Here is a 23,221-nt window from a genome sequence, read left to right as displayed (position 1 = left end):
CGAGCCGGGTTCCCCCTGCTCCGCCACCGCATCCTCCTCCAGTGATCACCACACAACGCCACCACCGATTACGGGACAGAGCCGTTGACCGTACAGACCCCAATACCCCAGGTAACCGGCGACCTCGAGCGCATCGGGGCGGAGATCACCGCTCCCCAGGAGCGGTCGACTGCCCTGCAGCAGGACCACCCCGTGCTGGTGACCATGCAGCAGGCACTCGGCATCACCACAGCGCCGGCCAAACCCGCAGCCGGGCCCGACAGTGCCGCCCTGCCCTCTCCCCGGAGGGCAGCGGCCGCCGAGCCCGGCAAGCGGACGGCACGGAAGCCCGCCGCCAGGAAGTCCGCGGCCAAGGCGTCCGGCACCGCGAAGACGGCCCGGCCCACCCTGGTCGACCTCATCCGCCACCACCTCGCCGAGCAGAGCCAACCGCGCTCCGCCGCGGAAATCTCCGCCGCGCTCGGCCAGGCCCATCCCGAGCGCGGCATCAAGACCAAGGTCGTCCGCGTCACGCTCGAAGGACTCGTGACCAAGAGCCAAGCCCAGCGCACCAATCAGGGCACCTCGGTCTTCTACACCGCCCCCGCCGCACCGGAGCCCACGACCGCCACCCAGGCCGAGACGCGCCCCGCAGATGCCGACCGCTGAAACGTGGGGGAGGCGTTTTCCGTCCCCCGCCCCGTCTGCCGGCGGCAGGGCCGATGGGACCGCCCGGCGGGTCACCTGCCGCCACCCGAGCACCGAACTCGCCTTACGCGCCGCACCGCCGACTGAACCGCCTGGCCTGCGCACACCAACGGCGCGTTCGGCCCATGTATCCCCCGCGCCATCCCACTCGGCCCCGAGCGAGGCCTCCCCGAACCGCGGGCCGAACGCGCCACTCGGTGCAGCAGAGCGACAGCAGGCCCGCGATCAAGATCAATAAGCGGGCGCCTCATGGGGACCGGCTGCCGCGGGCAAGGCCGGCCACGAAGGGGGCTCGGGATGTTTACGCTGCCCCGAGCACCCCGCCGCCGGGTCAGCGGGCGCAGGGCCCAGGGTCAGCGTCGGCTCCTGGAAGCCCGGCCGGCACCGATCCCCGCCACATGCAGCGCCAGGGCGGTCAGTCCCAGCAGCATCACATTCGTCGAAGAGAACACATCATTGGTGCCGATGTCCGCCGCGTTGATCAAAAACGCGAAGAAGAACAGCGCCGCAGCCACTATGCCCAGCATGAGCAGGCTCCTCTCGAACGGGTGAAGCCCGTATGCCCCGACATCACCCCCACAAGCCGGGGCGCAGACACTGATCCCTTTCCAACCTGCCTCTGGAGTTCGGAGGTTGGGCTGACAACGGGGTGAAGCCCCTGGTAGATGGGTTTTCGACCAAGAGAACCGTCTCCACCAGAGGCTTCACGTGCTTGTTCACCCTTCCCCAAGCTCTCGACTTCTCCCCCGGCTACCGCTGGGAGGTGCCCCCAGAGCAGGGGAGACCCCCATCGCGTCGACGTGTCCAGCTCTGCCCTCCGCTTCCTCACGCAGCAGGTGCGGCGGCACCGCCGTGCGATCGGCTCCCGTTGGCGGCGCCTGAGCGCCGGCCGCCAGGCCCTGCCGACACTCGCCCACCTGCGGGTGGGGCAACACTCCCCCAGCCTCCGGCCGGGGCACCCCCCATGCCCGGCTCGCGGCCGGGTTCGGCGTCGGAACCACGAGGGCCTACCGCCATGTCACCGAGGCTGTCCAGCTCCCGGCCACCCTCTGTCGGCGTACACGTGAACGTGGCCCTGGCAAGATTTCCGTGAAGCTGGGATGTGCCACCGTGCGCCGGTGACGCCCCGTCACGGGCAGCGGCGTCGGAGCAGGGCCATGAGGATGACGCGGTGGCGGAGCAGTGGGCCCCCCGCGCGTCCGGCCATGATCCGCTTCTGGAGCTTCAGATCGGTGATGCGGCCTTCGTTGACGCCGGAGTTGAACGGGGTGGTGATGCCCTGCACGACTGCGGGCTGGTCCTCGCGGATGGCTTTGGCCAGGCTGGCCAGGGCCGGAAGGCGGGCGGTCGTGAGTTGCTCGAGCCAGTCCGGCAGCGGGGCGGCGTCGCGGGCGTCGAGCATGGCGGCGAACTGACGCACCAGATCGTGGGTGCGGTCCAGTTCCGGGCAGTGCTCGAGCAGCCGCCTCAGTCCCTCGGCGGCGTGCAGGCCGCGCCGGGATGGCGCGGTGGTGATCCATCGGGCGACTTCCCGGGGCGAGGGCGGCCGCTCGCGCGGCGTGTTGATCGGTAGGCCCCGACGCAACGGCGCGACGGCCATCTTGATCCGCTGGTAGTGGCCGCGGTAGCCCTTGGCGACGAGTTCCTGGTGCAGCACCGTTGCGGTGTGCTCGCCTTCCTCCCAGCGTTGCCGCAGGTGCTCCAGGTACGGGTCGAGACTGGTGGGCCGGCGGGGCCGGGTGGTTCGTACACATTCCTGCCAGGTGGCTGCTCGGGCGTATTTGCGCACGGTGCGCCGGTTCAAGCCCAGCTCGCGGGCTGCGGCGTTGAGCGAGCGACCGGTGTCGGTCACCGCGTGCACCGCCTCGAACAGCCGCTTCGCGTGGCGGCGGGCTGGGGTGTCGGCCTGGTCGGACGGTCCCGCTGGGTTCGCTGGTGGAGGTGCCGGTTCGGGCTCGGGTACTGCGGCGGGTAGGCAGCCGCGGTGGGCGCCGGCGATATCCCCGATGCGCTTCGACAGCCCCTGCCACAGGTGGAAGCGGTCGCTGACCTGCACCGCGTCCGGAGCGCCGTCGGTGATGCCTTGGCGGTAGACCAGCGAGCCGTCCCGGCAGACCACCTCAACACCGGGGTGCGTCCGCAGCCAGGCGGCCAGCTGCCCGGCGTCGCGCCCGGCCCACAGCTCGATCGGCAACCGGGTGTCGGCATCCACCAGCAGGGTTCCGTAGACGTCCGCGTACAGCGCGAAGTCGTCCACGCCCAGCACCCGCGGGGTCGCTGCTGGCGGAAGCGGTAAGCGCATCAAGTGGAACAGCACGCTTGTCCGCGACAGCGGCACCTTCAGGATCTGCAGGAGGCGGGCGCCGCCACGGCCGGCGAGTAGCACCCCGGCCATCTCCACCAGGTGCTGCAGCAGCGGGCTACGGCGCTGGTAGCGCGCCGTCAGCCCCTCGAGCTGCTCGGCAAACGTCCGCCGACCGCAGCCCGGGCTGTCACAGAACAACCGCCGCACCGACAGCCCGATCAGCACCGGGCGCCCACCGACAGCGACATCGGCCAGCGTGCGGCAATAGCGACTGTGCACCCGCGCAGAACCGCGACCGCAGTCCGGACACGCCACCGTCAACTCGCGGGTGCGGGCCGCGATGCGGACCACGCTGCCCGCCACCCACACTCGTTCCACCCGCACCGCATCAAGGTGCGGAGACATGATCCGTACGAAGTCATCACACTCGTTGACAGTGCCGCTGCCCGTGACGGGGCGTCACCGGCGCACGGTGGCACACCCCAGCTTCACGGAAATCTTGCCAGGGCCAGAAAAGTCCGTACGCCGACAGTCAGCGCCCCACGTCGAACGCCGTAGTCATCACGGAAGCGTGGCCACAACCAACTGGAGCACTCCCGACCACACGACCACACCAGCAAGATCACGATCTACGGATGGAGCATAGGTCGTCCAAGAAGACAGCGCACGACCTGGTCGTATACAGGCAGGAGCCGTGGGCGCTTGCGAGCAAGGAGCTTGCCGACGGTGACCCATCCAATTCCGGGCTGGTCGGTGAGAAGACGCCAGGCCGCATCAGCCGGCGACCCGGGGGCAAGGTCATCAGCGTCAGCTTCGGCCATGTCCATGCCGTTCGGTATTTCGTGCAATAGTGCGGACAGTTGCCCGCCAACGTCGCCCTCCAAAAGGTCCAGGGCAGCTTCTCCAGGGATGGTGACCGACAGGGTCTGCACCGCGATGAGGTCGTCGGCAGTCACGACGTTGGCGGCTGTCGGCCGGTCTCCCCCGCCTGCCAGATGTTCGAACCGTCTCCCTGTGAAGAACGCAACGCCTGGCGGCTGGCCGAGCCGAAATACCGCCGAAGATCTTCAACTGCCTGATCGCTCGAGATGAGGGATCGTAGTCGGCTGATGAGTTGCTGGGGGTCAGGAGACACCGGGTCCTCCGAGGTGTTGCCGACAGCGGGACGGCTTCTGGTGGCGGGAAGTATTCGGTCACGGGGTCTGTCAAACAAGCGGGTCTGGCCCGTAGCCGGTGGTGACGCCAGGTAGCTGTCCGTGATCATGGTCGCGTGATGGATGTGAACTCGCTTATAGCGACTGTGTTTTCGGGGTTGTCGGCGTTGGTCGTGGAGGACGTGGCGGACGGCGGTGACGTGGTGGTGGTCTCGGCCCGCACCCGGGAGGACGGAGTGCCGTGTCCGGTGTGCGGGATGCCGACGGCGAAGGTGCACAGGTATCACGGCCGGACGGTGGCGGACGTGCCCGTCGATGGCCGCCCGGTCGTCGTCCACCTGCGCGTACGACGGCTGGCCTGTCCGGCCCTGGGCTGCCGGCGACAGACCTTCCGCGAGCAGATCCCGGGACTGCTGGAGCGCCATCAGCGCTGCACGGTGCGTTTTGCCGGGCAGATATCCGAGGCGGCGCGGGAGTTGTGCGGCCGGGCGGCCGCCCGACTCGCCGGCCTGCCGGCTTTGCCCATCTCCCGCAGCACCGCGCTACGCCGTCTGCGGCGCCTGCCGGTACCGGCGTCGCCGGTTCCGCGGGTGATCGGCGTGGATGATTTCGCCCTACGCCGCCGCCACCGCTACGCCACGATCATCACGGATGCCCAGACCGGCAGGCGCGTCGCGGTCCTGCCCGACCGCGAGGCCGCGACGCTGGAGTCCTGGCTGCGCGAACACCCTGGTGCCGAGGTCGTGTGCCGCGACGGCTCGGCCACCTATGCCGAGGCCGTCCGCCGTGCACTGCCCGACGCGGTACAGGTCAGCGACCGATGACATCTCTGGCGCGATCTCCGCGAAAAAGTCCAACTCGAGGTCCGTGCCCACGCCGGCTGCTGGGCCACCATCAACCCGCCCCGCCCCGGCGGAGTACGCGAGCAGACCACCCGCGAACGCTGGAACAAGATCCACGATCTCCTCGGCCAAGGTGTCGGCCTGCTCGACTGCTCCCGCCGCCTGGGCCTGGCCCTCAACACCATCAAACGCCACGCCCGGATGCCCGAACCCCAGGCCCTGCGCATCGCCCCCGCCTACCGGCCCACGCTCGTCGACCCCTACCGCGACCACCTGCGCGAACGGCGCCAGGCCGACCCCGCCATCCCCGTCACCCAACTGCTGCGAGAGATCCGAGAGCTGGGTTACACCGGCAGCGCCAACCTGCTGGTCCGCTACCTCAACCAGGGCCGCGCAGAAGGCGACCGCCCCGTCACCACCCCACGCCACGCCAGCCGCCTCCTGCTCACCGACCCCGAGAATCTGCGCCCGAAGGAAACGACCCTGCTGGCGAAGATCGCCGCGGCCTGCCCAGAGACAACCGCACTCGCCGATCTCGTACGCGGCTTCGCCGCCCTGCTGAAACCGGCCGAGGGCAACGACGTGAAACTCACCGAGTGGATCACGGCCGCCCGCGCCGTCGACCCGCCCCGTCTGCGCAGTCTCACCAACGGCCTCGAAAGCGACCGGCCCGCCGTGGACGCCGGCCTCACCCTGCCCTACCACAACGGCCGCACCGAAGGAGTCAACACCCGCACCAAGAGGATCATGAGGCAGATGCACGGACGCGCCGGCTTCGACCTCCTCCGCCACCGCATCCTCCTCCCATAGACGATTACGTAACGTCACCACCGGGTACGGGCCAGACCCGAACGTTTTACCGTCCCGTACGAGGTTCTTGAGCGCCGTGGCGGTCGGCGGCCGACCGGTGCGCCTGCGCGCGCTGTGGCCCCACTTCACGGCGACGAATTGGCGGGGTGCCGGCCGAGCAGGGTGCCCGGAGTGGCCGGGAAGACCTCGCGCCGGCGACACCGAGGTATCAGGCCGGGGAGGGCAGCGAACCGGAGTCGATCGACTTGCTCGTGGCGGACCGGGCCGGTCGGCTGCCGGCGCAGCACCGCGTTCTCGTGGCGCAGGACGAGAAGCTCAGCGTCTTTGGCCGCATCCCCGCAAAGCGGCAACGACGGCAGGGGGAGCAACTTCCGGGTCACCTTGTACGACAGGGGCTCGATCATCCGGGCTTCCAGCCGGCGAACCGTTACCGCTGCTGCTTGCGACGGTGTTTTTTTGAGCGGTGTGCCATCCAACTTCCTGTTGTTGTAGGTGGGTTGAGCCTTCCCGACGCCTTGACGGGGCCCTGACAATTTCTGGACAATCGAACCCACTTCACGCCACCTGGAGGACCGTTGACCCACGGCCCATCTCGTCGCGCCGCGCTGCTGGCGGCAGTCGGCGGTGCGCTCGCGCTGCCCGTCATATGTTCCGGACCCGTGCGTGCCGCCACCCCCCTCCCGGCGGGGAGCCGCGAGCTGCCCATCGTCACGCATCCCCGCCACGCCGGCGCCGTCTACGGCACCGGCGCAGCGCGCAGTGCCCACGCCGAGCCGTTGAACGCCACCGTCAGTTGTGCCCTGGGCCGAGGAGGGAGAAGCTGATGGCCACGTTCATCACCCGCTCCCAGTGGGGCGCCCGGGCGCCGAAGAGCATCAGCAGCAACATCACCCCGCAACAGGGCGGCGTGGTCGTCCATCATGTCGACGCCGTGAAGGTGGCCAGGGCCAACCACGCCGACTGCGCCAGCCAGGTGCGGGGCATCCAGAACTTCCACATGGACCACAACAGCTGGTCGGACATCGCCTACAGCCACCTCGCCTGCATCCACGGCTACCTTTTCCAGGGCCGCGGCGAGTACGTCCGTACCGCCGCCCAGGGCACCACGCAGGGCAACGACGACTGGTACGCGGTCTGTGCGCTGACCGGCGGCACCAGCAGCAACTACGACACCATCACGGCCGGACTGATCGACGCCATCCGCTACGGGATCAACCGCCTGCGGGTGTCGGGCGGCGCCGCGCAGGCCATCACCGGCCACCGCGACCACCACGCGACTGACTGCCCGGGCAACCTGTACTCCCGGGTGCTCAGCGGCGAGGTCAACCCCGGTGGCGGGCCCTTGCCTTACCCCGGGGTGAGTTTCCGCCAGCCGCCGACCTTCGTGCACGCCAGCGTGGCGACCTGGCAGTACCGGATGAACAGCGCGCACGGCTACTCCCTCACCGTGGACGGCCAGTACGGGCCGGGCTCCGACTCCGCCTGCCGCAGCTTCCAGTCGCGCAAGGGCCTGAGCGTGGACGGCATTGTCGGGCCGGCTACCTGGGGCGCCGCGTTTGCCTAGCAGCACTTCGTTGAACGACCCCGGCCGGCGACGATGCAATGCCCTGGCCAGTCGGGCGGCGGCTGGGCAGGCAGGTCTTTGCAGGTCATGGCCCCCTGCCATCCACCACGACCGTGAGGGTTCGCCGGGTTGGCCGGGCTGCGGCACGGGCAGCACAGCGGACAGCGGGAATCGGCACGCGGCCGTGGCCATAGGTGGCTCCCGGACAGTGATGAGTTTGAATGCAGGAGGATCTGACGGCGCACGTACGGGGGAGAGGAAACGCGTCAACGCTCGCCCCGGGCTGTGAGCCGGGCGGGCCGAACGGGGGAAGAAAGGGTGCGTGCCCGATGACGATCGGGCTCCTCTCCACGACTGCTGCTGTGTTCCACGGGGGCGCGGTCCCGATCCGCGCTCTGACTGCGGCTTCTGCTTCACGCCGCACGCTGCGGCGTGAAGCACGCAGCACCCCTGCCGTCCTGGTGCCGAGGAGGGCGGTGGAGTCGCAGCAGGCAGGCCGCGCGGCAGTGGGCCCAAACAGCTGAGCAGTCACGGCGAGATCAAGTGGCCGCATGGCGCCGGGTCGGCCGGGCTGCGAGGAGGCGTCCGCCCCAGCGGATGTCCTTCTCGCTGCGGATGCGGGCGCGTTCCTTGCGCTGGGCGGCGAGCACGTCGGGGGGCGGGTGTCGGCGTTGCGCCGGCGCAGGCAGCAGCGGTGCAGGGCCCGGGCCTGCACGGGGTGGCTGCGGTGGTTCGAGTTGGCCAGGGTGAACTGCCGCAGCGGGCCGACGTGTGCCTCGATCGGGTGGGCCCAGGAGGCGCAGGCCGGGGTGAGGCGCAGTTCGGCCTTGTTCCTTCTCCGCCCAGCGGCGGATGTCCGCTCCGGTGCGGGCGGAGAGGTTGTCCAGGACGAGGTGGATCGGGGCGCCGGCGGGGCCGGCGGCGCGGATCGGCTTCAGCGCGGCCAGGGTGTTGGCGGTGCCCTTTCGGCGGCGGTTGACGTGTGCCGCTCGAAAAGTCGTCGTCGCTGGTCAAGCGGTGTAGCGGTATTCGCTGATCATGCCGCCGAGGATCCGGGTCCGCCGCACCCGGCAAACGTCGAGGGCGTGCACTGCGACGTCGGACCGTTCCTTGGCGTCAGGTGGTAGTTGGCGACGGGCCTGGTGAGGGCGGTGGGCGTTGCAGTGCCGTTGGCAGGCGGCCAGGACGTGGCGGGTGTGGGCCTCACCCGCGATCAGGATGTGGTCGAGCATCTCGCGCCGGATGCTGCCGATGGTTCTCTCGCAGTGGGCGTTCATCCAAGGAGCCCGCGGCGTTGAGGATCTCCCAGACCGTCGGGGCGGCGGTCCGATGCCCGAGTCGGGCCAGCTCCCCTCGGGTCCGTCTGTTCCCCACCGCGGACTGTCCCGAGCCAGCCGCAGAACGAGCGTCTCGACTGCCGCTCGGGCGGGCGTCCGGTGCGTCGGCGTGCGGTGTGATCCCACTTGGCAGCGCCGAGCCCGCGGTGCCAGGCGAGCAGGGTGCCTGGGGTGACCGGGAAGGCCTCGCGCCGACGTCGCCGGGGTACCGGCACGGACAGGGCGGCGAACCAGAACCGGTCGGCTGACTCGTAGCGGACCGGGGCGGCGACCTGACGGCGCAGGACGGCGTTCTCGTGCCGCAGCACGAGCAGTGCGGCGTCCTTCGCGGTGTCACGGCGCAGCAGCACCGCCGGGACGGACAGCAGCCTCCGGACCATCCTGTACAGCAGGGACACGATCACGCGGACATGACCCCATCCAGGCTGCCGCTCCAGGACCGTGATCCGGAGGCACGGGGCCAGCATCCCGGCGGCCTTGTCCCGATCGCTCAGCGCGAGCAGACACAGCACGGCGAACACGTTGGTCACGCCCGGACAGGCCAGTCGCAGCAGCACAGTCGGCCATCATGCCACGAGGCTCGGCAGCCGCGCGGGAGCACCGGCCCGAACGACCGCGCGCGACGTCTCGTGCCACCCCACACACCGGCTCCCACCAGGACGGATGAGGTTTCCGGCAAGGACACCCTGGAGGAGCAAGGCTTCCTGGGCTCAGGTCGCACCCGCTTCTTTGTCCCTCCTTGCCTGCGCACCACGAGACACGTTCAAGCCGTGAAGCCGGTGCTGGTGACGTACTCGTACTGGCCCCACTGCGAGCCCGGGGCGGCAACCTGGTCGGTCCGGGCGTCGTCCAGCTCCTGGCCGCCGCCGGCCGCCCGGGCCCGCACGATCCGGTCCCAGTGCCGGATGGTGAGCGTGCGGTACTCGATGACGCGCCGGCGGAGCCGGTCGACCCGGGACCGGTTCAGGGGGTGGGTCTGCACGCGGGTGCCGCGGCCTTCGCGGTCGAGGCGGGCGAGCAGGTGGCGGGCGACGTTCTCCCGCCGCACCGTCCGGTACGCCTGCTCGGTCCGCTCCGGGTTCTTCCCCGAGGGCGAGCGGGTGCCCTGCAGCCAGGCGCGCGGGGTGCGGCCGGCGACGGCCAGGCCGGTCTCGCGCCCTTTGGCGAGCGTGGTCGGTGCGGATGAGACAGTGCAGGCGGGCGCGCAGGCCGCGCCGGGCGGTGACGGGGGTGGCGATGCAGCCGGCCAGGGCGTCCAGCCGGCGGGCGACGGCTTCGTGGCCCCTGACGCCGCGGGCGCCGTACGGGCCGAACTGTTTGTTCCGCCCGGGCACGGTCTTCCGGTTCCTCGGGTCGGGTGGATCTGTGTACGGGGCTGTGAGGGCCGATCACCCCCCTCGGTGGGATTTTGCCGCCGGGTCGGTGATCGGCTTCCTGGAGAGCGTTCAGGCGTCGCAGCGGGGATCTGGTCGTCCTGCCGGGCCATGTCCCGGATGCGGGCGACGTGCCGCTGGTGCGCGGCGGTGCCCGTGCGGGCCGCGCCGTTGCGGTTCTTGCCGGTGACCACCAAGTCGAGCCCGCCGGCGCGTGCGCCGGCGGGCTCGTAGGCGTCCTTGCGGTGCAGCAGGGTGATCGCGCCGGCGTCCTGCTCGATCTGCCCGACGTCCCGCAGATCCGACACCGCCGGCCGCTTGCCCTCGCGATGCTCGCTGCCCCGGTTGGAGCTGGTCGCAGCAGATGCTGGCCGCGCCGGTCTCTTCGGCGGTCGCCTTCGGTTCGCGGCTGATCCCGCAGACCCGCCCGCAGGGCGACTGGCGGCCGTGGCGCTGGTCGGCGCCCATGAACTGCAGGTGGTCGGTGATCACCCGCGGCGGGTGTCCGGCCTGCCGGGTCAGGGCCTTGATGCAGTGGCGCACCCGGCCGGGGGCGAGGTGGGCGGCGCGGTCCAGCCACGGCGGCAGCGCGGACAGCTCGGGCAGGACGCGGATCATGCGGGTCCGGTCGCCGTCCTCGACGGCGGGCCCGCCGTCCATGAGGTGGTGCAGTGCGCCGCGGGCGCGGGCGGCCGGCACCCGGTTGAGGACCTCGGGCCCGCCCGCCTCCATGGAGTGCACGAGCGTGCGGCGACCGGTGGCGGCGTCGGCCGGGGCGGGCGCGCTCTTGCCCACGGCGGGCGCGCCCAGGGCGGGCGGCCGCGATGACGTTCCAGGGCCGCGCATGCGCAGGCGCTGCTTCTCCGGCAGGCGGGCGGGCAGGTCGAGGTGATCCCCACGCGGTTGCCCGGCGGCCCGGGGGCGATGGGGTCGGAAATGGCGGTGTCGCGTGGGCCCCGGCGTTGTTCGAGGAGTTCGCGGTCGGCGTTGCCGCGGATCCAGGTGACGCGGTCACCGGGATCGGTCAGCAGATCGGGGGCCTGGGCCGGTTGCGGGCCGGCCGTGATGTCACCGGTGAGCACGATACGGTCGGCGGCGCACACATCCGGCTCGGCGGGCACGGTCTCCAGGGCGGGGAGCACTGCGTGGATGCCGGGCAGGACGGCTGCCCGGCTCGGTATGCTCCCCGCTCCGCCCTGTTCCTCACGCCGAGATGACGAGAGCAGGGGGAGGTCCGATGGACGAGGGGCGCCGGGAAGGGCTGGAGCGGATCCGCTCCAAGCTCGGGCTGATCAGGCAGGTGGAGGCCGAGCACGGCTTCGGGGTGGTCATCGAGGAGACGAGGAACCCGGAGCCCGTTTTGGAGCTGCCGCAGGGGGTCACCGAGGTGTTCGGCCTCTTCTCCCGGCTGGGCGCCAACCACTTCCGCTTCTTTCAGCCCGACGAGATCCAGAGCCCGGCCGCGTGGGCGGTCCGGGCGACCGTTCCGGACTGCCCGCTGGACAGTCCCCTGACCATCGGCTGCGAGCGCCACCGCGCCCCGGAGGACATCGAGTGCGGCTCCGGCATATGGCTGGACCTGGACGATGGGGACGTCTACTACTGCGACAGCGACGACTACATCCACCTGTACAGGCACCCGGACGAAACGATCGACGTCCTGGTGTTCGCGAACGACATCGTCACGTTCTTCGACCGCTTCGTCCTCGGGCCAGCCTATCCCCAGCTTGTCGCAGCCATGATCGGACCGGGCATTGTCACGGACCGTGACCGACGCGGCCGGTACCGGGACAGATGGTTTCGGCTGCTTGTGGAGAGCGGCCTGGCCAGGGCCGATGACAAGGAGGCGATCTGGGAGATGCCCGATGTGACCCGGTTGACCCTGAATGATTGAAGGCTGTCCCGTAAATGATCTGCGAGTTGGCGCGGGTTCGTGCTGGGGCGGGCTCTTGCCCTCGTCCAGACGCCCGCGCTCGATCCGGTCGGCGTCCGGGTGCCGGCCCTCCCCCAGGAGCAACTCGGCCTGCCGCTCGGTCACCACGTCCCCGGCCGCCAGGCCGACCGCGGCCAAGCCCCGGCCCGTCCAGACCCCGGGCGGAACACCGGCTTCGTCCTGGGCGGCGCGCAGCGGCGTGCCCGCAGGGCGCTGGCCGTCGCCGCCCATCACGCCGTGGCGGTAGTACGGCCATCCTCTCGGGCCGATCTTCTTTTCGCTGAGCATCCGGCCATGGAACCTCGCCCGTGACTTGCGAAAAAGCGTGATCCGGGGTGCTTCCCGCCGAGCGGGAGGCCATCACCAGATCTTCACCGTGGCGCCCGCCAGGCGGGCCGCCCCGCCAGCCCGAGACGGTAAGCCGCCGCTGTGTGCACCCTCCCGCCATGGAGATCGCCAGAGACGGAATCGCCTGCGCCCTCTGCCACACGGCTACCAAGGAGGGTGAAGAAGGGGGCGACCGCTGAGCGGGACAGCTCCAAGAGGCGTTCGCCGATCTGTTCGGCCCATGGGACAGCGACCTGGTCGGCTGCGGTAGTGCGTTCGAGCCAGGCGCTGGCTTCTTCACGTTGATCCGCTCAGTGGTGCCAGTGCATGCGGATGGCGGCGTTGGCAGGGCCGGGCCGACTGTCGAAGGCAGCCTTGTCTTCCGCGGTGACATCCACGCCGATGTCGCGTAGGCGACGGCGGGGGCTGCGGCCCTCGCGGAAGCGCCGCGCCACGGGTTCGCCGTCGGGGCCGAAGGCCGCTACAGCTCTGATGCACACTTCGAGGGGCGCACCCTCAAGGCAGGCAGCGGACAGGAGCATGACCCGGTCCTGGCCGCGGGTACCTGTTTCGGTGAGCGCCTTCTCTGGGAAGTTCGTCCACAGCAGGACCTCATCGCGGATCCTTCTGATTTCCTTGAGGCCTTGTTCCCGCGCATCGGACTGGTACCTGTCGTCGCGCTGTTGCACGGCCCTGACGAGACGTTCTGGCCGGATGGTGCGCAGGCGTTCAGTGATCGCGACGGCATCAGCGGGGCTCACACCTCGGGTGATGAGGCCGGACAAGGCGCCGGCGGTGGGATCAAGGGCGGCGGGACCGCACAGGAATCCGCCGCAAGGAGTCCCTTGGGCGGGGCTCGGCTGGAGCCAGTGTGTTCGGGTCGGGTCGGTAAGGCACTCGGCCAGGTGGTTGCGGGCGACCTGGACGGCATCCGGCCGTACGGCTTCGATCCCGAAGCGGCTGTCTCCTTGCCAGTCGCGCTGATTCCCTGCGACGACCAGACAGCTGCCCACTGCGTGGAGCTGTTCTGCCCAAGCAGTGAGGGCAGGGGAGGCCAATGGGGAGAGAGGGCGGGAAGCTGCATCGTTCAAGTAGCCGCAGCCAGGTCCAGGCTGTGGCAGGACGTCTTGCCCGGGTGTCTCGTCATCCTCCCAGCCCGCAGCGAGATCGAAGAGGGAGGGGGGGTTCCGCGAGGGGTGCGAGGTGGGTTTGCAAGGCGCGGACAGCGGAGATGCGACGTCCGGTCCCGGGCTTGCCCCAGAGGACAGCCAGGCCATGGGCGGCAAGGAGATCAGCAGCGCGTTGCGGTGTTGAGGTATGCACCCACAGCGGCTCGGTGGCTGCTGCACGATCAGGTATCGGGACGGCGAAAGTCGGCAGTCCCAGAGGGCGGTTCGTGAGCGTTTGAGCAGTTCTGTCGTCGCCTGAGGGTGTGGGTGTGGGCGGAATCCGCCAGTCCGAGGCCGCCGATCTGTTGATGTGATGAGGTCAATGGACGCAGGCCGTACCCGAGTGACTTTCCGGACGAGCAGCGGTCGTTGATCGAGCCGGTGATCACCGCGTGGAAGGACCGGCACCGCTCGGTGAGCGGCCACCAGGGCGCTTATGCGATGCGGGAGATCGTCAACGCGATCCTCCACCAGGGCCGGACCGGCTGCCAATGGGCCTGCCTCCCGCACGACCTGCCGCCGAAGAGCGCGACGTCCTCCTACTTCGCCGCCCGGCACGACGACGGAACCGACCAGGTCATCCACGAACTCCCGCGCTGCCAGGTCCGCGAGAAGGCCCGCCGATGACAGGACCCGGCCCGGGCGGTGCTGGCCACCCAGAGTGCCCACGTGGCTGCCGGGGTCCCCGCCGCCACGACCGGCCTCGACCCGGCGAAGAAGGTGCCCGGCCGCACGCGGGGGCCGGCCGTGGACGTGCGCGGGCTGGTCATCGCCGTCACCGTGCCGGCCGCGGACATCTACGACGACGCCGCGGGCATCGCCCTGCTGGACGGTGCCGCCGCGCACACCGGCAACACCGCCGGGAAGGCCCTGGTCGGCCGGGACCTCCAGAACCAGGTCGCCCTGCACGGCGTCGGCCTGGACATCGGCGTCGAGACCGTCGAGCGCAACCCGCAGGACACCGGCTTCGTGCCGCAGCCGAAGCGGTGGAGGGTCGAGCAGACCTCCGGGATCCTGATACCGCACCGGCGCCTGGTCCGCGCCTACGAGCACCACCCCGGCCTCCTCCGCCTCCCGTGCCCACTGGGCGATGACCCACGTCAGGGCCCGCCGGCCCACCGGTACGCACACTGCCACCCGGCGCGAGGCGCAGGCGGTGCCTGCGTGACCATCCAGCCCCTGCGCGAGGCACTCGACGTCCAGAAGGACGCCGCCCGGACCCTGGCCGACGACCTGCGCACACAGATCACCGAAGTGCAGGGGCGGCTGCGGGAGGCCGAGACCCACCTCGAGCACCTGGTGATCACCCGGAAGACCGTCACCGCCCTCGCCGACCGGCTCCCCGCCCGGCCGGCCTCACCGGATCTGCCGGACCACCCGGACCACCCCCGCATCCTCGCCGCCTTCCACCAGGCCACCGGCCCCCTTTCGGGCCCGCGACGTCCGCGAAGCCCTCGACCACGAACTGCTGCCGAAGAACATCGAGGGCCCCCGCGCCAGGCTGAAACGCCTGGTCAGACTCGGCATGCTCACCGAGATCGACACCGGCAACTTCGCCCGGCGACAGCAGCCGGTCAAGGCCCGCGACCAGCAGCCCTGCCCCAGCCCCACCCTAAAAGGGATATCAACTCATGAACCGCCCTCTCAAAGTGAGACAGCCGACGACTCGCAGGCTCCCTGCTCCGTGCCTAACGTCGACTTTGTGGCACGAGGCATTCACAGGGACGGAGGCCGACGTGTACAGCAAGGACGGCGAGAATTACTTCATCGTGGACGCGCACATCGCGCTGTGGGACGCACGCCCCGACAACCAGCTCAACATCCACGGCAAGCAGTTCATCGACTGCTTCTACGACTACCACCGCAACCTCAGCCCCGAGTCGGAGGTGTGGCCGTACGAGGAGTACCTCTACTACGGCGGGCAGCGGCTGATGAAGGACCTCTTCGTCGACGGGTACGTAGACCACGCGATCTTCCAGCCCGCCCTGCTCAGCGCTTTCTACCGCAACGGCTTCGGGCAGACCGAGGAGGCCTTCGCGCTGGCCCGGCAGCACCCCGACAAGCTGACCTACAACCACTGCTGGGACCCCCGGTACGAGGAGCGGGGCCTCGACCAGCTCCGGCGGGACGCCGACCGGTTCCAGCTCAAGGGAGCCAAGCTCTACACCGCGGAGTGGCACGGCGACTCGCGCGGCTACAAGCTGGACGACCCGTGGTCCTACCGCTACCTGGAGATGGCCCAGGAACTGGGCATCAAGAACATCCACGTCCACAAGGGGCCGACGATCCGGCCGCTGGACCGTGACGCCTTCGACGTCGCGGACGTCGACAAGGCCGCGACGGACTTCCCCGAGCTGAACTTCGTCGTCGAGCACTGCGGGCTGCCCCGGCTGGAGGACTTCTGCTGGATCGCCACCCAGGAGCCCAACGTGCACGCCGGGCTCGCGGTCGCCATCCCGTTCATCCACACCCGCCCCCGCTACTTCGCGCAGATCATCGGAGAGTTGCTGTACTGGCTGGACGAGAACCGCATCCAGTTCTCCAGCGACTACGCGCTGTGGACGCCCCGATGGCTGATCGAGCGGTTCGTCGACTTCCAGATCCCCGAGGACATGCAGGACGAGTACCCGCCGATCACCGTCGAGCAGAAGAAGAAGATCCTCGGCCTGAACGCGGCGGCCATGTACGACATCCCGGTGCCCGCCGGGGCCGAGGTCGCGGCCACCACCCCGGGCCCGGCCGCGAGCGAGGCCGCTGGCCCGGCCGGGGCCGCCTCCGTCGCGGCGCAGCCCACGGAGGCGTGACATGCCCACCGGAACACTTGAGCAGCGGGCCAGGGAGGCGCTGGACGCGGTCCTCGACCCCGAGCTGGACGAACCCATCACCGACCTCGGCTTCGTCCGCTCCGTCGAGGCCGGCCCCGACCACGGGCTGACGGTGCACCTGCGGCTGCCCACCTCCTTCTGCTCCCCGAACTTCGCCTACCTCATGGCCTGTGACGCCAAGGACGTCCTGGCCGCCCTGCCGGACGCCGGCCCGGTCACGGTCCTGCTCGACGACCACCACGACTCCGACCTGATCAACCGCGGCCTGGCCGCCGACGCCGGGTACCGGGGTACGTTCGGCGCCGAGGCCGAGGAAAGCCTGGAGGAACTGCGGCTCGTCTTCCGGCTCAAGGCCCACGCCGCGGCGATGGAGCGGGCCCTCACCGCGCTGCTGCGGCAGGACCCCACGCTCACCGAGGTGAAACTACACGACGTGGTGCTCGGCGACCTGCCCGACACCGCCGCGACCCGCGCGCTGCTGCGCCGGCGTGAGGCGCTCGGTCTCGGCACGGCACCCTCGGAGCCCGTCCTCGTCGACGATGACGGACGCCCCTTCCCGCCGGACGAGATTCCGCTGCGCCTGCGGTTCGCCCGCGCGATCCGCATCTCGATCGACGGCAACGCCCACTTCTGCCGCGGTCTGCTGCGGACCCGCTACCCGGAGTCCGCGGCCGACCAGTCCCCCCGGGCCACGGATCCGCGGCCCGCCACGCCTCCCAGGGAGAAGGCCTCGTGAAAGCAGTCCAGGTCGTCGGCTACGGCCGCAACCCCGAGATGACCGACGTGCCGGAACCCTCGGTCACCGGCCCATACGACGTGGTCGTCAGGATCGGCGGCGCCGGCGTGTGCCGGACCGACCTGCACATCCTGGAAGGGCAGTGGGCGGAGAAGTCCGGGGTGACACTGCCCTACACGATCGGGCACGAGAACGCCGGCTGGGTGCACGCGGTCGGCGGCGCCGTCACCAACGTCGCCGAGGGCGACAAGGTCATCGTCCACCCGCTGATCACCTGCGGGCTGTGCCGGGCGTGCCGGTCCGGTGACGACGTCCACTGCGCACAGAGCCTCTTCCCCGGCATCGACACGGCCGGCGGCTACGCCGAGTACCTGAAGACCTCCGCCCGCAGCGTGGTCCGCATCGACGACCGCCTGGAGCCGGCCGACGTCGCGGCCCTGGCCGACGCCGGCCTCACGGCGTACCACGCCGTGGCCAAGGCGGCCCGGAAGCTGCGGCCCGGCGACCGCTGCGCGGTCATCGGCGCCGGCGGGCTCGGGCACATCGGCGTGCAGGTGCTCAAAGCCCTGACGGCCGCCGAGATCGTGGTCGTCGACCGCAACCCCGACGCCGTGAAGCTGGCCGGCTCCCTCGGCGCCGACCACGGCGTCGTCGCCGACGGGGGACAGGTCGAGCAGGTGCTGGACCTGACCGGCGGCCGGGGAGCGGAGGTGGTGATCGACTTCGTCGGCGAGGGCGGCGCCACCCGGGACGGGGTGCGCATGCTGCGCCGCGCGGGCGACTACCACGTGGTCGGATACGGCGAGAACATCGACGTACCGACCATCGACATCATCTCCAACGAGATCAACTTCATCGGCAACCTCGTCGGCTCCCACAACGACCTGTGCGAGCTGATGGTGCTCGCCGCCCAGGGGCGGGTCCGCCTGCACACCACCCCCTACCCGCTCGACCGCTTCCAGGACGCCCTGACCGACCTGTACGCGGGCCGGGTCCGCGGACGCGCGATCCTCGTCCCCTGAGCGGGAATCCTGCAAGGGCCCGGGCCACCGGGCACACGCACCGTCTGTGAGGAACATCGATGATCTTCATCACCGCGAAGTTCCGCGTCCTGCCCGAACACGCGGACGCCTGGCCCGAGATCACCGCGGAGTTCACCCGGGCGACCCGCGCCGAACCGGGCTGCCTGTGGTTCGAGTGGTCTCGCAGCGTCGACGACCCGACGGAGTACGTCCTGACCGAGGCGTTCCGCGACGACGAGGCCGGCGCGGCGCACGTCGGCTCCGACCACTTCCGGACGGCCTGCGAGGCACTGCCGCGTCACCTCGCGGAGACGCCCCGCATCGTGAACGTGACCGTCCCCCAGGACGACTGGTCACGCCTCGGTGAGATGGCCGTACCACAGAAAAACTGACCCCCCACACCCCCTACACCCCTCACACACCAAACCCCCTGACGGGCCGCCGACACCGACGACACCGTCCCCGGCATCCCCCACCAGAACCGAAGGAACAAGGCCACCCCCGCCACCTCTCCCGCCACCCACCGAAAACCACCACGGACAAACCCCGCCCCCACCACACAACCCACCACACCGAGAGAAGGAATCCGGGCTCACAAAGTTGCAACCGGCCTTCTCCGCCTGCGCCGAGGCGGGAACCCGCCATGCAGAACCGGCCGGGTGCCAGGGTCCGTCTTCGAACGGGGACGGTCGACCCCGGACTGGTTGAGTGGAGGGAGTTCGACACGGGTTCCGCGACCGCCGCGGTGAAGACATCCGAGTAGACGGCGGGCGACGTTGTGCCTACGCAGTAGTCGGCGTCCGCGTCCAGCGGTCAGCGCCCGTTCGGCCGGCTACGTCACCGCGGTCAGCGTCGCGTAGACCACGATGTTGCTCAGGTAGCCGGTGCGCTTGGTGTAGCCGCCACCGCAGGTGATCAACCGGAGTTCGGGCCGGCCGGAACTGCCGTAGACCTTCTTACTGGGGAACTTCTTCCTGTCGTAAAGCTCGACGGCACGGACGGCGAACACCATGCGGCGGGTTTTAAGAGGGCGGTTCGTGAGCCTTTGAGTGCTTCCTGCTACTGCCTGTGAGCGTGGGTGGAATCAGCCGGTCCGCGAGCGGGGACTGGGTGCGGTGAACCCACGCGGGCAAGGAGCAGCGGGAAACCACTGTGGTGCCGGATCGGCGTGCCTCTCCAAAACCGGCAGGCGCTCCAGGGGCGGATCATGAGAAGGTGCGGTCCGACCCGGCACAGGGGGAAGGTTCAGCGACAGCGTCCTCCGCATCGACGACACCTGGGCCACCGGCCACCATGCCTGGTCTACGGTCGCGGCTCTGAAGGGCCAGTCAGGACGGCCACGACGTGGCAGGGCAGGGGCACCGGCAGCACTCCCCCGGCCTCGACGCCGGCCGCATCGCACCGCCACCAGCCGCGCAACGCCTTGAGGAGATCGTCGAGCAGTGGGGATCGGTCGGCTGGTTCCCTCCAACTGGCGCGGGACGCAGGAGCTCTGGAGCTCTTTCAGCTCCGGGACGTGGTGGTAGAGCGTGCCGACGGAGACGCCGGGGATCTCGACGAGGGTGGTGACGCTGTTGGCCGGGTCGGGCAGCATGGCGCGGGCCGTGCGGACGAGGTCCTCGTTGACGACGGTGGGGCGCCCTCCCGTACGGCCGCGGGCGCGTTCGGGGTGGGGGAAGCCGCGGTAGCGGTCGGCGGCGGTGCGCAGGGCGTCGGCCCGGTGGGCGGTGAGCCGTTCGCGCGGTGCCGGCGGGGTGGGGCCGGCGAGCGCGCGGCGGGGCAGGTACCGAGTCTCGCCCACCGCCGCAACGACCACTTCGTCGGTCAGGTCGGTGCGTTCACAGGGCCAGTTCCCAGTCCTTGATGTCGGCGAGCGGTCCGAGGGTGTCGGGGTGCGGCTCGGTCGCGAACTCAAGACCGTCACGCACCCGGTGGGGCCAGTCCCGCTGTGCGAGAGCGCCCTTGCCGAGCGCGGCGATATCGGCAGCCCCGGACTCCAATACGGCACGGGCGGCCTCCGGGTCCTCCAGGTGGCCGTTTGCGATCACCGGCAACCCGCTGAACTTCTTCGCGAGCTCGGCCAGGGTTTCCGTACCGGTGGAGAAGGCTGGGCCGAGCGCCCGGTATTCGGTGGTGTGCAGGAAGTGCGCGCCGGTGCGGGCCAGGGTGGTGAAAATGGTCTCGGCCTCTTCGATGCCGCCGGCCCAGCGGTGGTGGAAGTCGCTGACCTTGGACTGGGAGATGCGGATGCCGACCGCGATATCGGAGCCCACGGCCTGGAGCACCTCGTCCACGACCTCGGCCGCCAGGCGCACGCGGTTTTCGACGCCGCCGCCGTACCCGTCCTCGCGCTGGTTGAGGTAGTCGGTGAGGAACTGGTCGAGCAGGTAGCCGTTCGCGCCGTGCACCTCCACACCGTCGAAGCCCGCTGCGGCCGCGCGGCGGGCCGCGTCCGCGAAGCCCCGGCGGATGTCCGCGATCCCGCGGGAGTCCAGGGCCCTCGGCGTGGGGTAGGGACCGCTGCCCCGGTAGAAGGAGAGTTGCTCGCCGCGTGGCGCCACGGCGGAGGGACCGACCGTTGCCTGGCGGAAGCGGTTGCCCTGGGCCTGCGCGCCTGCGTGCATGAGCTGGGCGAATATGGCGCCGCCCTCCGCGTGCACGGCCTCGACCACCGGCCGCCACGCCTCGCCCTGGGCCGGTGTCGCGAGCCCCGGCTGGTGCAGATAGCCCTGGCTGTACTCCGTGTCGGGGTAGACGCCCTCAGTGATGACCAGTGCGAACCCGCCGCGGGCGAATCCTGCGTAGTAGCGCGCATTGCGGTCGGTGACCAGGCCGTCCTCGGTGGCGCTGATCCGCGTCATGGGGGCCAGCGCGGTGCGGTTGCTCAGGCGGACACCGCCAAGGTCGAAGGGGGTGAACAGCAGGTCATCGGTCGCGCCGTGCTGCGGGGCGGGGTCGGTCAAGGGTTTCTCCGTTGCGCCTTGGTCGTATGCGACAGTTCTCGACTCGGCCTGCCCGCGCACGGCGCGTGCTCATGCGTGCCCGCGCGGCGCCCAGACCATTGTCGTAATTTTTTCGTACTACGAGATTCAACGTACCACTGCCTGGCGACCGACGTAGACTCCTCGTGTGTCCACCCATGTCAGACGTGCGCCCGCCAAGAAGGCCCTGCCCCACCCCGACCTGCGCGAGATCCCGGTGCACCTGGTTCTGCGTGCCCTCGGGGAACCGCTGCGGCTGGGCATCGTGCGCTCCCTCGCCCGGGCCGGCCGTCCCATGAACTGCAGCTCGTTCGGGCTGTCGGTGTCCAAGTCGACCTCGACGTACCACTTCAAGGTCCTGCGGGAGAGCGGCGTCATTTCGCAGTTCGAGGAAGGCACCTCGCGCTACAGCGAGCTGCGTGAAACGGAGCTGGAACAGCGCTTTCCCGGTCTACTGACCGCCATTCTCGCAGCCGAGGAGCCTGCCGCTGCGGAATAGCGCTGCTGTCCTCTCGCATCCGGCCTGGCGCAGAGCGTCGCCGCTGGGCCGTGCGGTGCGCCAGACTCGGTGAGACGCAGACCACCGGGTCCGTCTCATCGAACTTGTCGTAATCCGTCGAACCGGCCGGACGGCTCGCCCGTCCCGAGCGCCTGGTCCGGCGATCTGCGCCACAGCACCCTGACAGATCGGGGCGGTTCTTCGTCTTGGCCCACGGGGACAGAACGAGGCCATGTTCGCGGCCCCTCAGTCGAGACAGAACTCGTTGCCCTCGATGTCCTGCATCACGAGGCACGACTCGTTGACGCCGTCGGCACGCAGCAGTCGCACGCGTGCCGCGCCGAGCGCGACCAGGCGTGCGCACTCGGCCTCGAGTGCGGCCAGGCGCTCTTCCCCCACGAGCCCGGTGCCGACCCGCACGTCGAGATGCAGCCGGTTCTTGACGACCTTCCCTTCGGGAACGCGCTGGAAGAACAGGCGCGGACCCACGCCTGAGGGATCAACGCAGGCGAACGCCGACCCCTGATGCCCAGGCGGCAGCGAGCGGTCGAAATCGTCCCACGTGGCAAACCCCTCCGGCGGCGGCGGTACGACGTACCCCAGCACCTCGCACCAGAAACGAGCGACGCGCTCAGGTTCCGCGCAGTCGAAGGTGACTTGGAACTGCTTGATCGACGCCATCGGTTCATCGTAGAGGCGGGGCCTTTCGTCGTCCACGGACCCGCCCCTGGCCGGGTTGTGGCGCATGCGGCCGACTCTCGGCGATGAGTGGGACCCTGAGCAGTGGGATGACGATCCTGACAGTGTCCCCACGGGAGGAGGTCCTGGCGGACTTCGGGAACATCGCATGCACGCAGGTGAGTTGCAGCCACGCCCCCTATACAGCGAAGGAGAGTACGGGAGGAAACCCGCCCGTGCTCAGCGTCGGCGGTCGCCCGGCGCGAGCAGGCTGGTGACTGCGGCGGTCGCCTCCGGGGAGGGTGGAAATCCTTCCGTACGTTCTCCGCCTTCTTGTGCCGGGACTTCGCCATCAGCATGAGCAGGCTCGTCCCGCCCGCCCTCGCCGGTGGGGTCAGACCGGAGTGCCGCCACCCATGAGGTCCCAGCCCGTGCCCGGCTCGCCGCCCAAGGGCCGCGTGCTCGTCCAGAGGCATCCGGGCCTGCCCGTGGGAGAGGCGGGCGAGCCCGGTGTCCGGGCAGATGTCGCGCGGGCTGACGACCTCGCCGGGACCTGGCTTGCGGTGGGTGACGAACACGGGCCGCAAGTACGGCCCTTGAGAAGGCGGGCAGCAGCCGGGCGGTACCCACGTCCCAGTGGACCGCCTCCAGGACGAAGCCCTCACGGGACGGCACCGCGGCGACGCGTACGAGGACGAGCGCCTTGACCTTCACCGGAGCACGGCGCCCGGCCGGGTCCAGCTCCTCGGTGTTGACGCCCAGGATCTCCTCGACGCGGGCGACGGTCTCATGGAGCATCCGCCACAGCGTCTTCTCCCGCAGGTGCACCTCACGCCGCGCGATCAGCCGGTCGATCGCCATTTTCGAGCGGCCGGGGTCTCGGAGTCCGGCGGGGTCGCCCTCAGCCCGAGCCGGATCGGCGACATCGCCCGCGCCGCCCTCGCTCTCAACAGAACCTGGAAGTGATAATCGCCGAGGA

At 70.2% G+C, this 23,221-nt stretch carries 19 protein-coding genes and 9 pseudogenes; 13 read left to right on the top strand and 15 right to left on the bottom strand.

Annotation, left to right across the window (positions count from 1 at the left end; all coding sequences use genetic code 11):
• Positions 1–84 precede the first annotated feature (84 nt).
• Positions 85–648 carry a hypothetical protein gene (locus tag DEP02_RS12420; protein ID WP_112467376.1) on the top strand — a complete coding sequence of 188 codons (564 nt, stop codon included), beginning with the start codon at positions 85–87 and terminating at the stop codon, positions 646–648.
• Between the two features lie 392 nt (positions 649–1,040).
• Here DEP02_RS12420 and DEP02_RS33975 read toward each other — a convergent pair whose 3' ends face one another.
• Complete coding sequence (locus tag DEP02_RS33975; RefSeq protein ID WP_198668403.1) at positions 1,041–1,214, bottom strand: hypothetical protein; 174 nt, start codon at positions 1,212–1,214, stop codon at positions 1,041–1,043.
• A 273-nt stretch (positions 1,215–1,487) separates the two neighbouring features.
• On the opposite strand from DEP02_RS33975, the pseudogene DEP02_RS34635 reads away from it, so the two are divergent.
• Positions 1,488–1,737, top strand: a pseudogene (locus DEP02_RS34635) (hypothetical protein); the annotation flags it as partial.
• A gap of 79 nt (positions 1,738–1,816) precedes the next feature.
• On the opposite strand, the gene DEP02_RS12410 reads toward DEP02_RS34635, so the two are convergent.
• Together DEP02_RS12410 and DEP02_RS33415 are read right to left on the bottom strand one after the other, a co-directional pair.
• Positions 1,817–3,397, bottom strand: a complete 1,581-nt coding sequence (locus DEP02_RS12410) for an ISL3 family transposase (RefSeq protein ID WP_198668402.1) — start codon at positions 3,395–3,397, stop codon at positions 1,817–1,819.
• A gap of 224 nt (positions 3,398–3,621) precedes the next feature.
• Positions 3,622–3,987 carry a DUF6308 family protein gene (locus tag DEP02_RS33415; RefSeq protein ID WP_232839073.1) on the bottom strand — a complete coding sequence of 122 codons (366 nt, stop codon included), beginning with the start codon at positions 3,985–3,987 and terminating at the stop codon, positions 3,622–3,624.
• Between the two features lie 278 nt (positions 3,988–4,265).
• On the opposite strand from DEP02_RS33415, the pseudogene DEP02_RS12405 reads away from it, so the two are divergent.
• A pseudogene (locus tag DEP02_RS12405) lies at positions 4,266–5,798 on the top strand (ISL3 family transposase).
• Positions 5,799–5,923: 125 nt separating this feature from the next.
• On the opposite strand, the gene DEP02_RS12400 reads toward DEP02_RS12405, so the two are convergent.
• Positions 5,924–6,352 (bottom strand): hypothetical protein, encoded by a 429-nt coding sequence (locus DEP02_RS12400; RefSeq protein WP_198668401.1) that lies wholly within the window; start codon positions 6,350–6,352, stop codon positions 5,924–5,926.
• Between the two features lie 269 nt (positions 6,353–6,621).
• On the opposite strand from DEP02_RS12400, the gene DEP02_RS12390 reads away from it, so the two are divergent.
• Positions 6,622–7,362 carry a peptidoglycan recognition protein family protein gene (locus tag DEP02_RS12390; protein WP_112467375.1) on the top strand — a complete coding sequence of 247 codons (741 nt, stop codon included), beginning with the start codon at positions 6,622–6,624 and terminating at the stop codon, positions 7,360–7,362.
• 539 nt (positions 7,363–7,901) lie between these two features.
• Here DEP02_RS12390 and DEP02_RS34630 read toward each other — a convergent pair.
• From DEP02_RS34630 to DEP02_RS35305, 5 genes and pseudogenes are all read right to left on the bottom strand, one after another.
• Positions 7,902–8,342: pseudogene (locus DEP02_RS34630) on the bottom strand (IS630 family transposase); the annotation flags it as partial.
• A 30-nt stretch (positions 8,343–8,372) separates the two neighbouring features.
• Positions 8,373–8,639: an integrase core domain-containing protein gene (locus tag DEP02_RS35490; protein WP_332871956.1), complete on the bottom strand. Its 267-nt coding sequence runs from the start codon at positions 8,637–8,639 to the stop codon at positions 8,373–8,375.
• Complete coding sequence (locus tag DEP02_RS35485) at positions 8,636–9,256, bottom strand: hypothetical protein (protein WP_332871955.1); 621 nt, start codon at positions 9,254–9,256, stop codon at positions 8,636–8,638. Before DEP02_RS35485 ends, DEP02_RS35490 begins: the two co-directional genes overlap by 4 nt.
• A gap of 206 nt (positions 9,257–9,462) precedes the next feature.
• Positions 9,463–10,033, bottom strand: a pseudogene (locus DEP02_RS12370) (transcriptional regulator).
• Between the two features lie 167 nt (positions 10,034–10,200).
• A pseudogene (locus tag DEP02_RS35305) lies at positions 10,201–10,407 on the bottom strand (DnaB-like helicase C-terminal domain-containing protein); the annotation flags it as partial.
• A gap of 112 nt (positions 10,408–10,519) precedes the next feature.
• Between DEP02_RS35305 and DEP02_RS35975 the strand changes: the two are divergent.
• Complete coding sequence (locus tag DEP02_RS35975) at positions 10,520–10,900, top strand: hypothetical protein (RefSeq protein WP_198668406.1); 381 nt, start codon at positions 10,520–10,522, stop codon at positions 10,898–10,900.
• A 3-nt stretch (positions 10,901–10,903) separates the two neighbouring features.
• Here the strand turns inward: DEP02_RS35975 and DEP02_RS34620 are convergent.
• Positions 10,904–11,253 (bottom strand): annotated as a pseudogene (locus DEP02_RS34620) (metallophosphoesterase family protein); the annotation flags it as partial.
• A gap of 56 nt (positions 11,254–11,309) precedes the next feature.
• On the opposite strand from DEP02_RS34620, the gene DEP02_RS33960 reads away from it, so the two are divergent.
• A complete protein-coding gene (locus DEP02_RS33960; protein WP_198668405.1) occupies positions 11,310–11,966 on the top strand; it encodes a hypothetical protein in 657 nt (218 codons plus the stop codon).
• A gap of 677 nt (positions 11,967–12,643) precedes the next feature.
• Here DEP02_RS33960 and DEP02_RS33405 read toward each other — a convergent pair.
• Positions 12,644–13,345, bottom strand: coding sequence for a hypothetical protein (locus tag DEP02_RS33405; protein ID WP_157977430.1), 702 nt, complete (start codon positions 13,343–13,345; stop codon positions 12,644–12,646).
• 525 nt (positions 13,346–13,870) lie between these two features.
• On the opposite strand from DEP02_RS33405, the pseudogene DEP02_RS35480 reads away from it, so the two are divergent.
• The 5 genes and pseudogenes from DEP02_RS35480 to DEP02_RS12315 all read left to right on the top strand — a co-directional run bounded on the left by DEP02_RS35480 (position 13,871) and on the right by DEP02_RS12315 (position 18,476).
• A pseudogene (locus DEP02_RS35480) lies at positions 13,871–14,669 on the top strand (transposase).
• 568 nt (positions 14,670–15,237) lie between these two features.
• Entirely contained in the window at positions 15,238–16,305 is a 1,068-nt protein-coding gene (locus DEP02_RS12330) for an amidohydrolase family protein (protein WP_112467372.1), read from the top strand.
• A 1-nt stretch (position 16,306) separates the two neighbouring features.
• Positions 16,307–17,062, top strand: coding sequence for an iron-sulfur cluster assembly protein (locus DEP02_RS12325; protein ID WP_112467371.1), 756 nt, complete (start codon positions 16,307–16,309; stop codon positions 17,060–17,062).
• Complete coding sequence (locus DEP02_RS12320; protein WP_112467370.1) at positions 17,059–18,084, top strand: NAD(P)-dependent alcohol dehydrogenase; 1,026 nt, start codon at positions 17,059–17,061, stop codon at positions 18,082–18,084. The genes DEP02_RS12325 and DEP02_RS12320 overlap by 4 nt, the downstream gene beginning before the upstream one ends.
• 59 nt (positions 18,085–18,143) lie before the next feature.
• Positions 18,144–18,476: a putative quinol monooxygenase gene (locus DEP02_RS12315; RefSeq protein WP_112467369.1), complete on the top strand. Its 333-nt coding sequence runs from the start codon at positions 18,144–18,146 to the stop codon at positions 18,474–18,476.
• A gap of 281 nt (positions 18,477–18,757) precedes the next feature.
• On the opposite strand, the pseudogene DEP02_RS34605 reads toward DEP02_RS12315, so the two are convergent.
• From DEP02_RS34605 to DEP02_RS12295, 3 genes and pseudogenes are all read right to left on the bottom strand, one after another.
• Positions 18,758–18,880, bottom strand: a pseudogene (locus tag DEP02_RS34605) (transcriptional regulator); the annotation flags it as partial.
• Between the two features lie 36 nt (positions 18,881–18,916).
• Positions 18,917–19,102 (bottom strand): annotated as a pseudogene (locus DEP02_RS12305) (sortase domain-containing protein); the annotation flags it as partial.
• Positions 19,103–19,922: 820 nt separating this feature from the next.
• Positions 19,923–21,047, bottom strand: coding sequence for an oxidoreductase (locus tag DEP02_RS12295; protein WP_112467368.1), 1,125 nt, complete (start codon positions 21,045–21,047; stop codon positions 19,923–19,925).
• Positions 21,048–21,213: 166 nt separating this feature from the next.
• Here DEP02_RS12295 and DEP02_RS12290 point away from each other — a divergent pair, with 166 nt between their 5' ends.
• Entirely contained in the window at positions 21,214–21,564 is a 351-nt protein-coding gene (locus DEP02_RS12290; RefSeq protein WP_112467367.1) for an ArsR/SmtB family transcription factor, read from the top strand.
• Between the two features lie 246 nt (positions 21,565–21,810).
• Here DEP02_RS12290 and DEP02_RS12285 read toward each other — a convergent pair whose 3' ends face one another.
• Positions 21,811–22,245: a VOC family protein gene (locus DEP02_RS12285; RefSeq protein WP_112467366.1), complete on the bottom strand. Its 435-nt coding sequence runs from the start codon at positions 22,243–22,245 to the stop codon at positions 21,811–21,813.
• Positions 22,246–22,878: 633 nt separating this feature from the next.
• On the opposite strand from DEP02_RS12285, the gene DEP02_RS33400 reads away from it, so the two are divergent.
• Positions 22,879–23,208 carry a hypothetical protein gene (locus DEP02_RS33400; RefSeq protein WP_157977429.1) on the top strand — a complete coding sequence of 110 codons (330 nt, stop codon included), beginning with the start codon at positions 22,879–22,881 and terminating at the stop codon, positions 23,206–23,208.
• Positions 23,209–23,221: the final 13 nt, after the last annotated feature.

The sequence above is a fragment of the Streptomyces triticisoli genome (assembly GCF_003270085.1).
Taxonomy (GTDB): domain Bacteria; phylum Actinomycetota; class Actinomycetes; order Streptomycetales; family Streptomycetaceae; genus Streptomyces; species Streptomyces triticisoli.
This window is presented reverse-complemented; position numbering and strand designations above follow the sequence as displayed.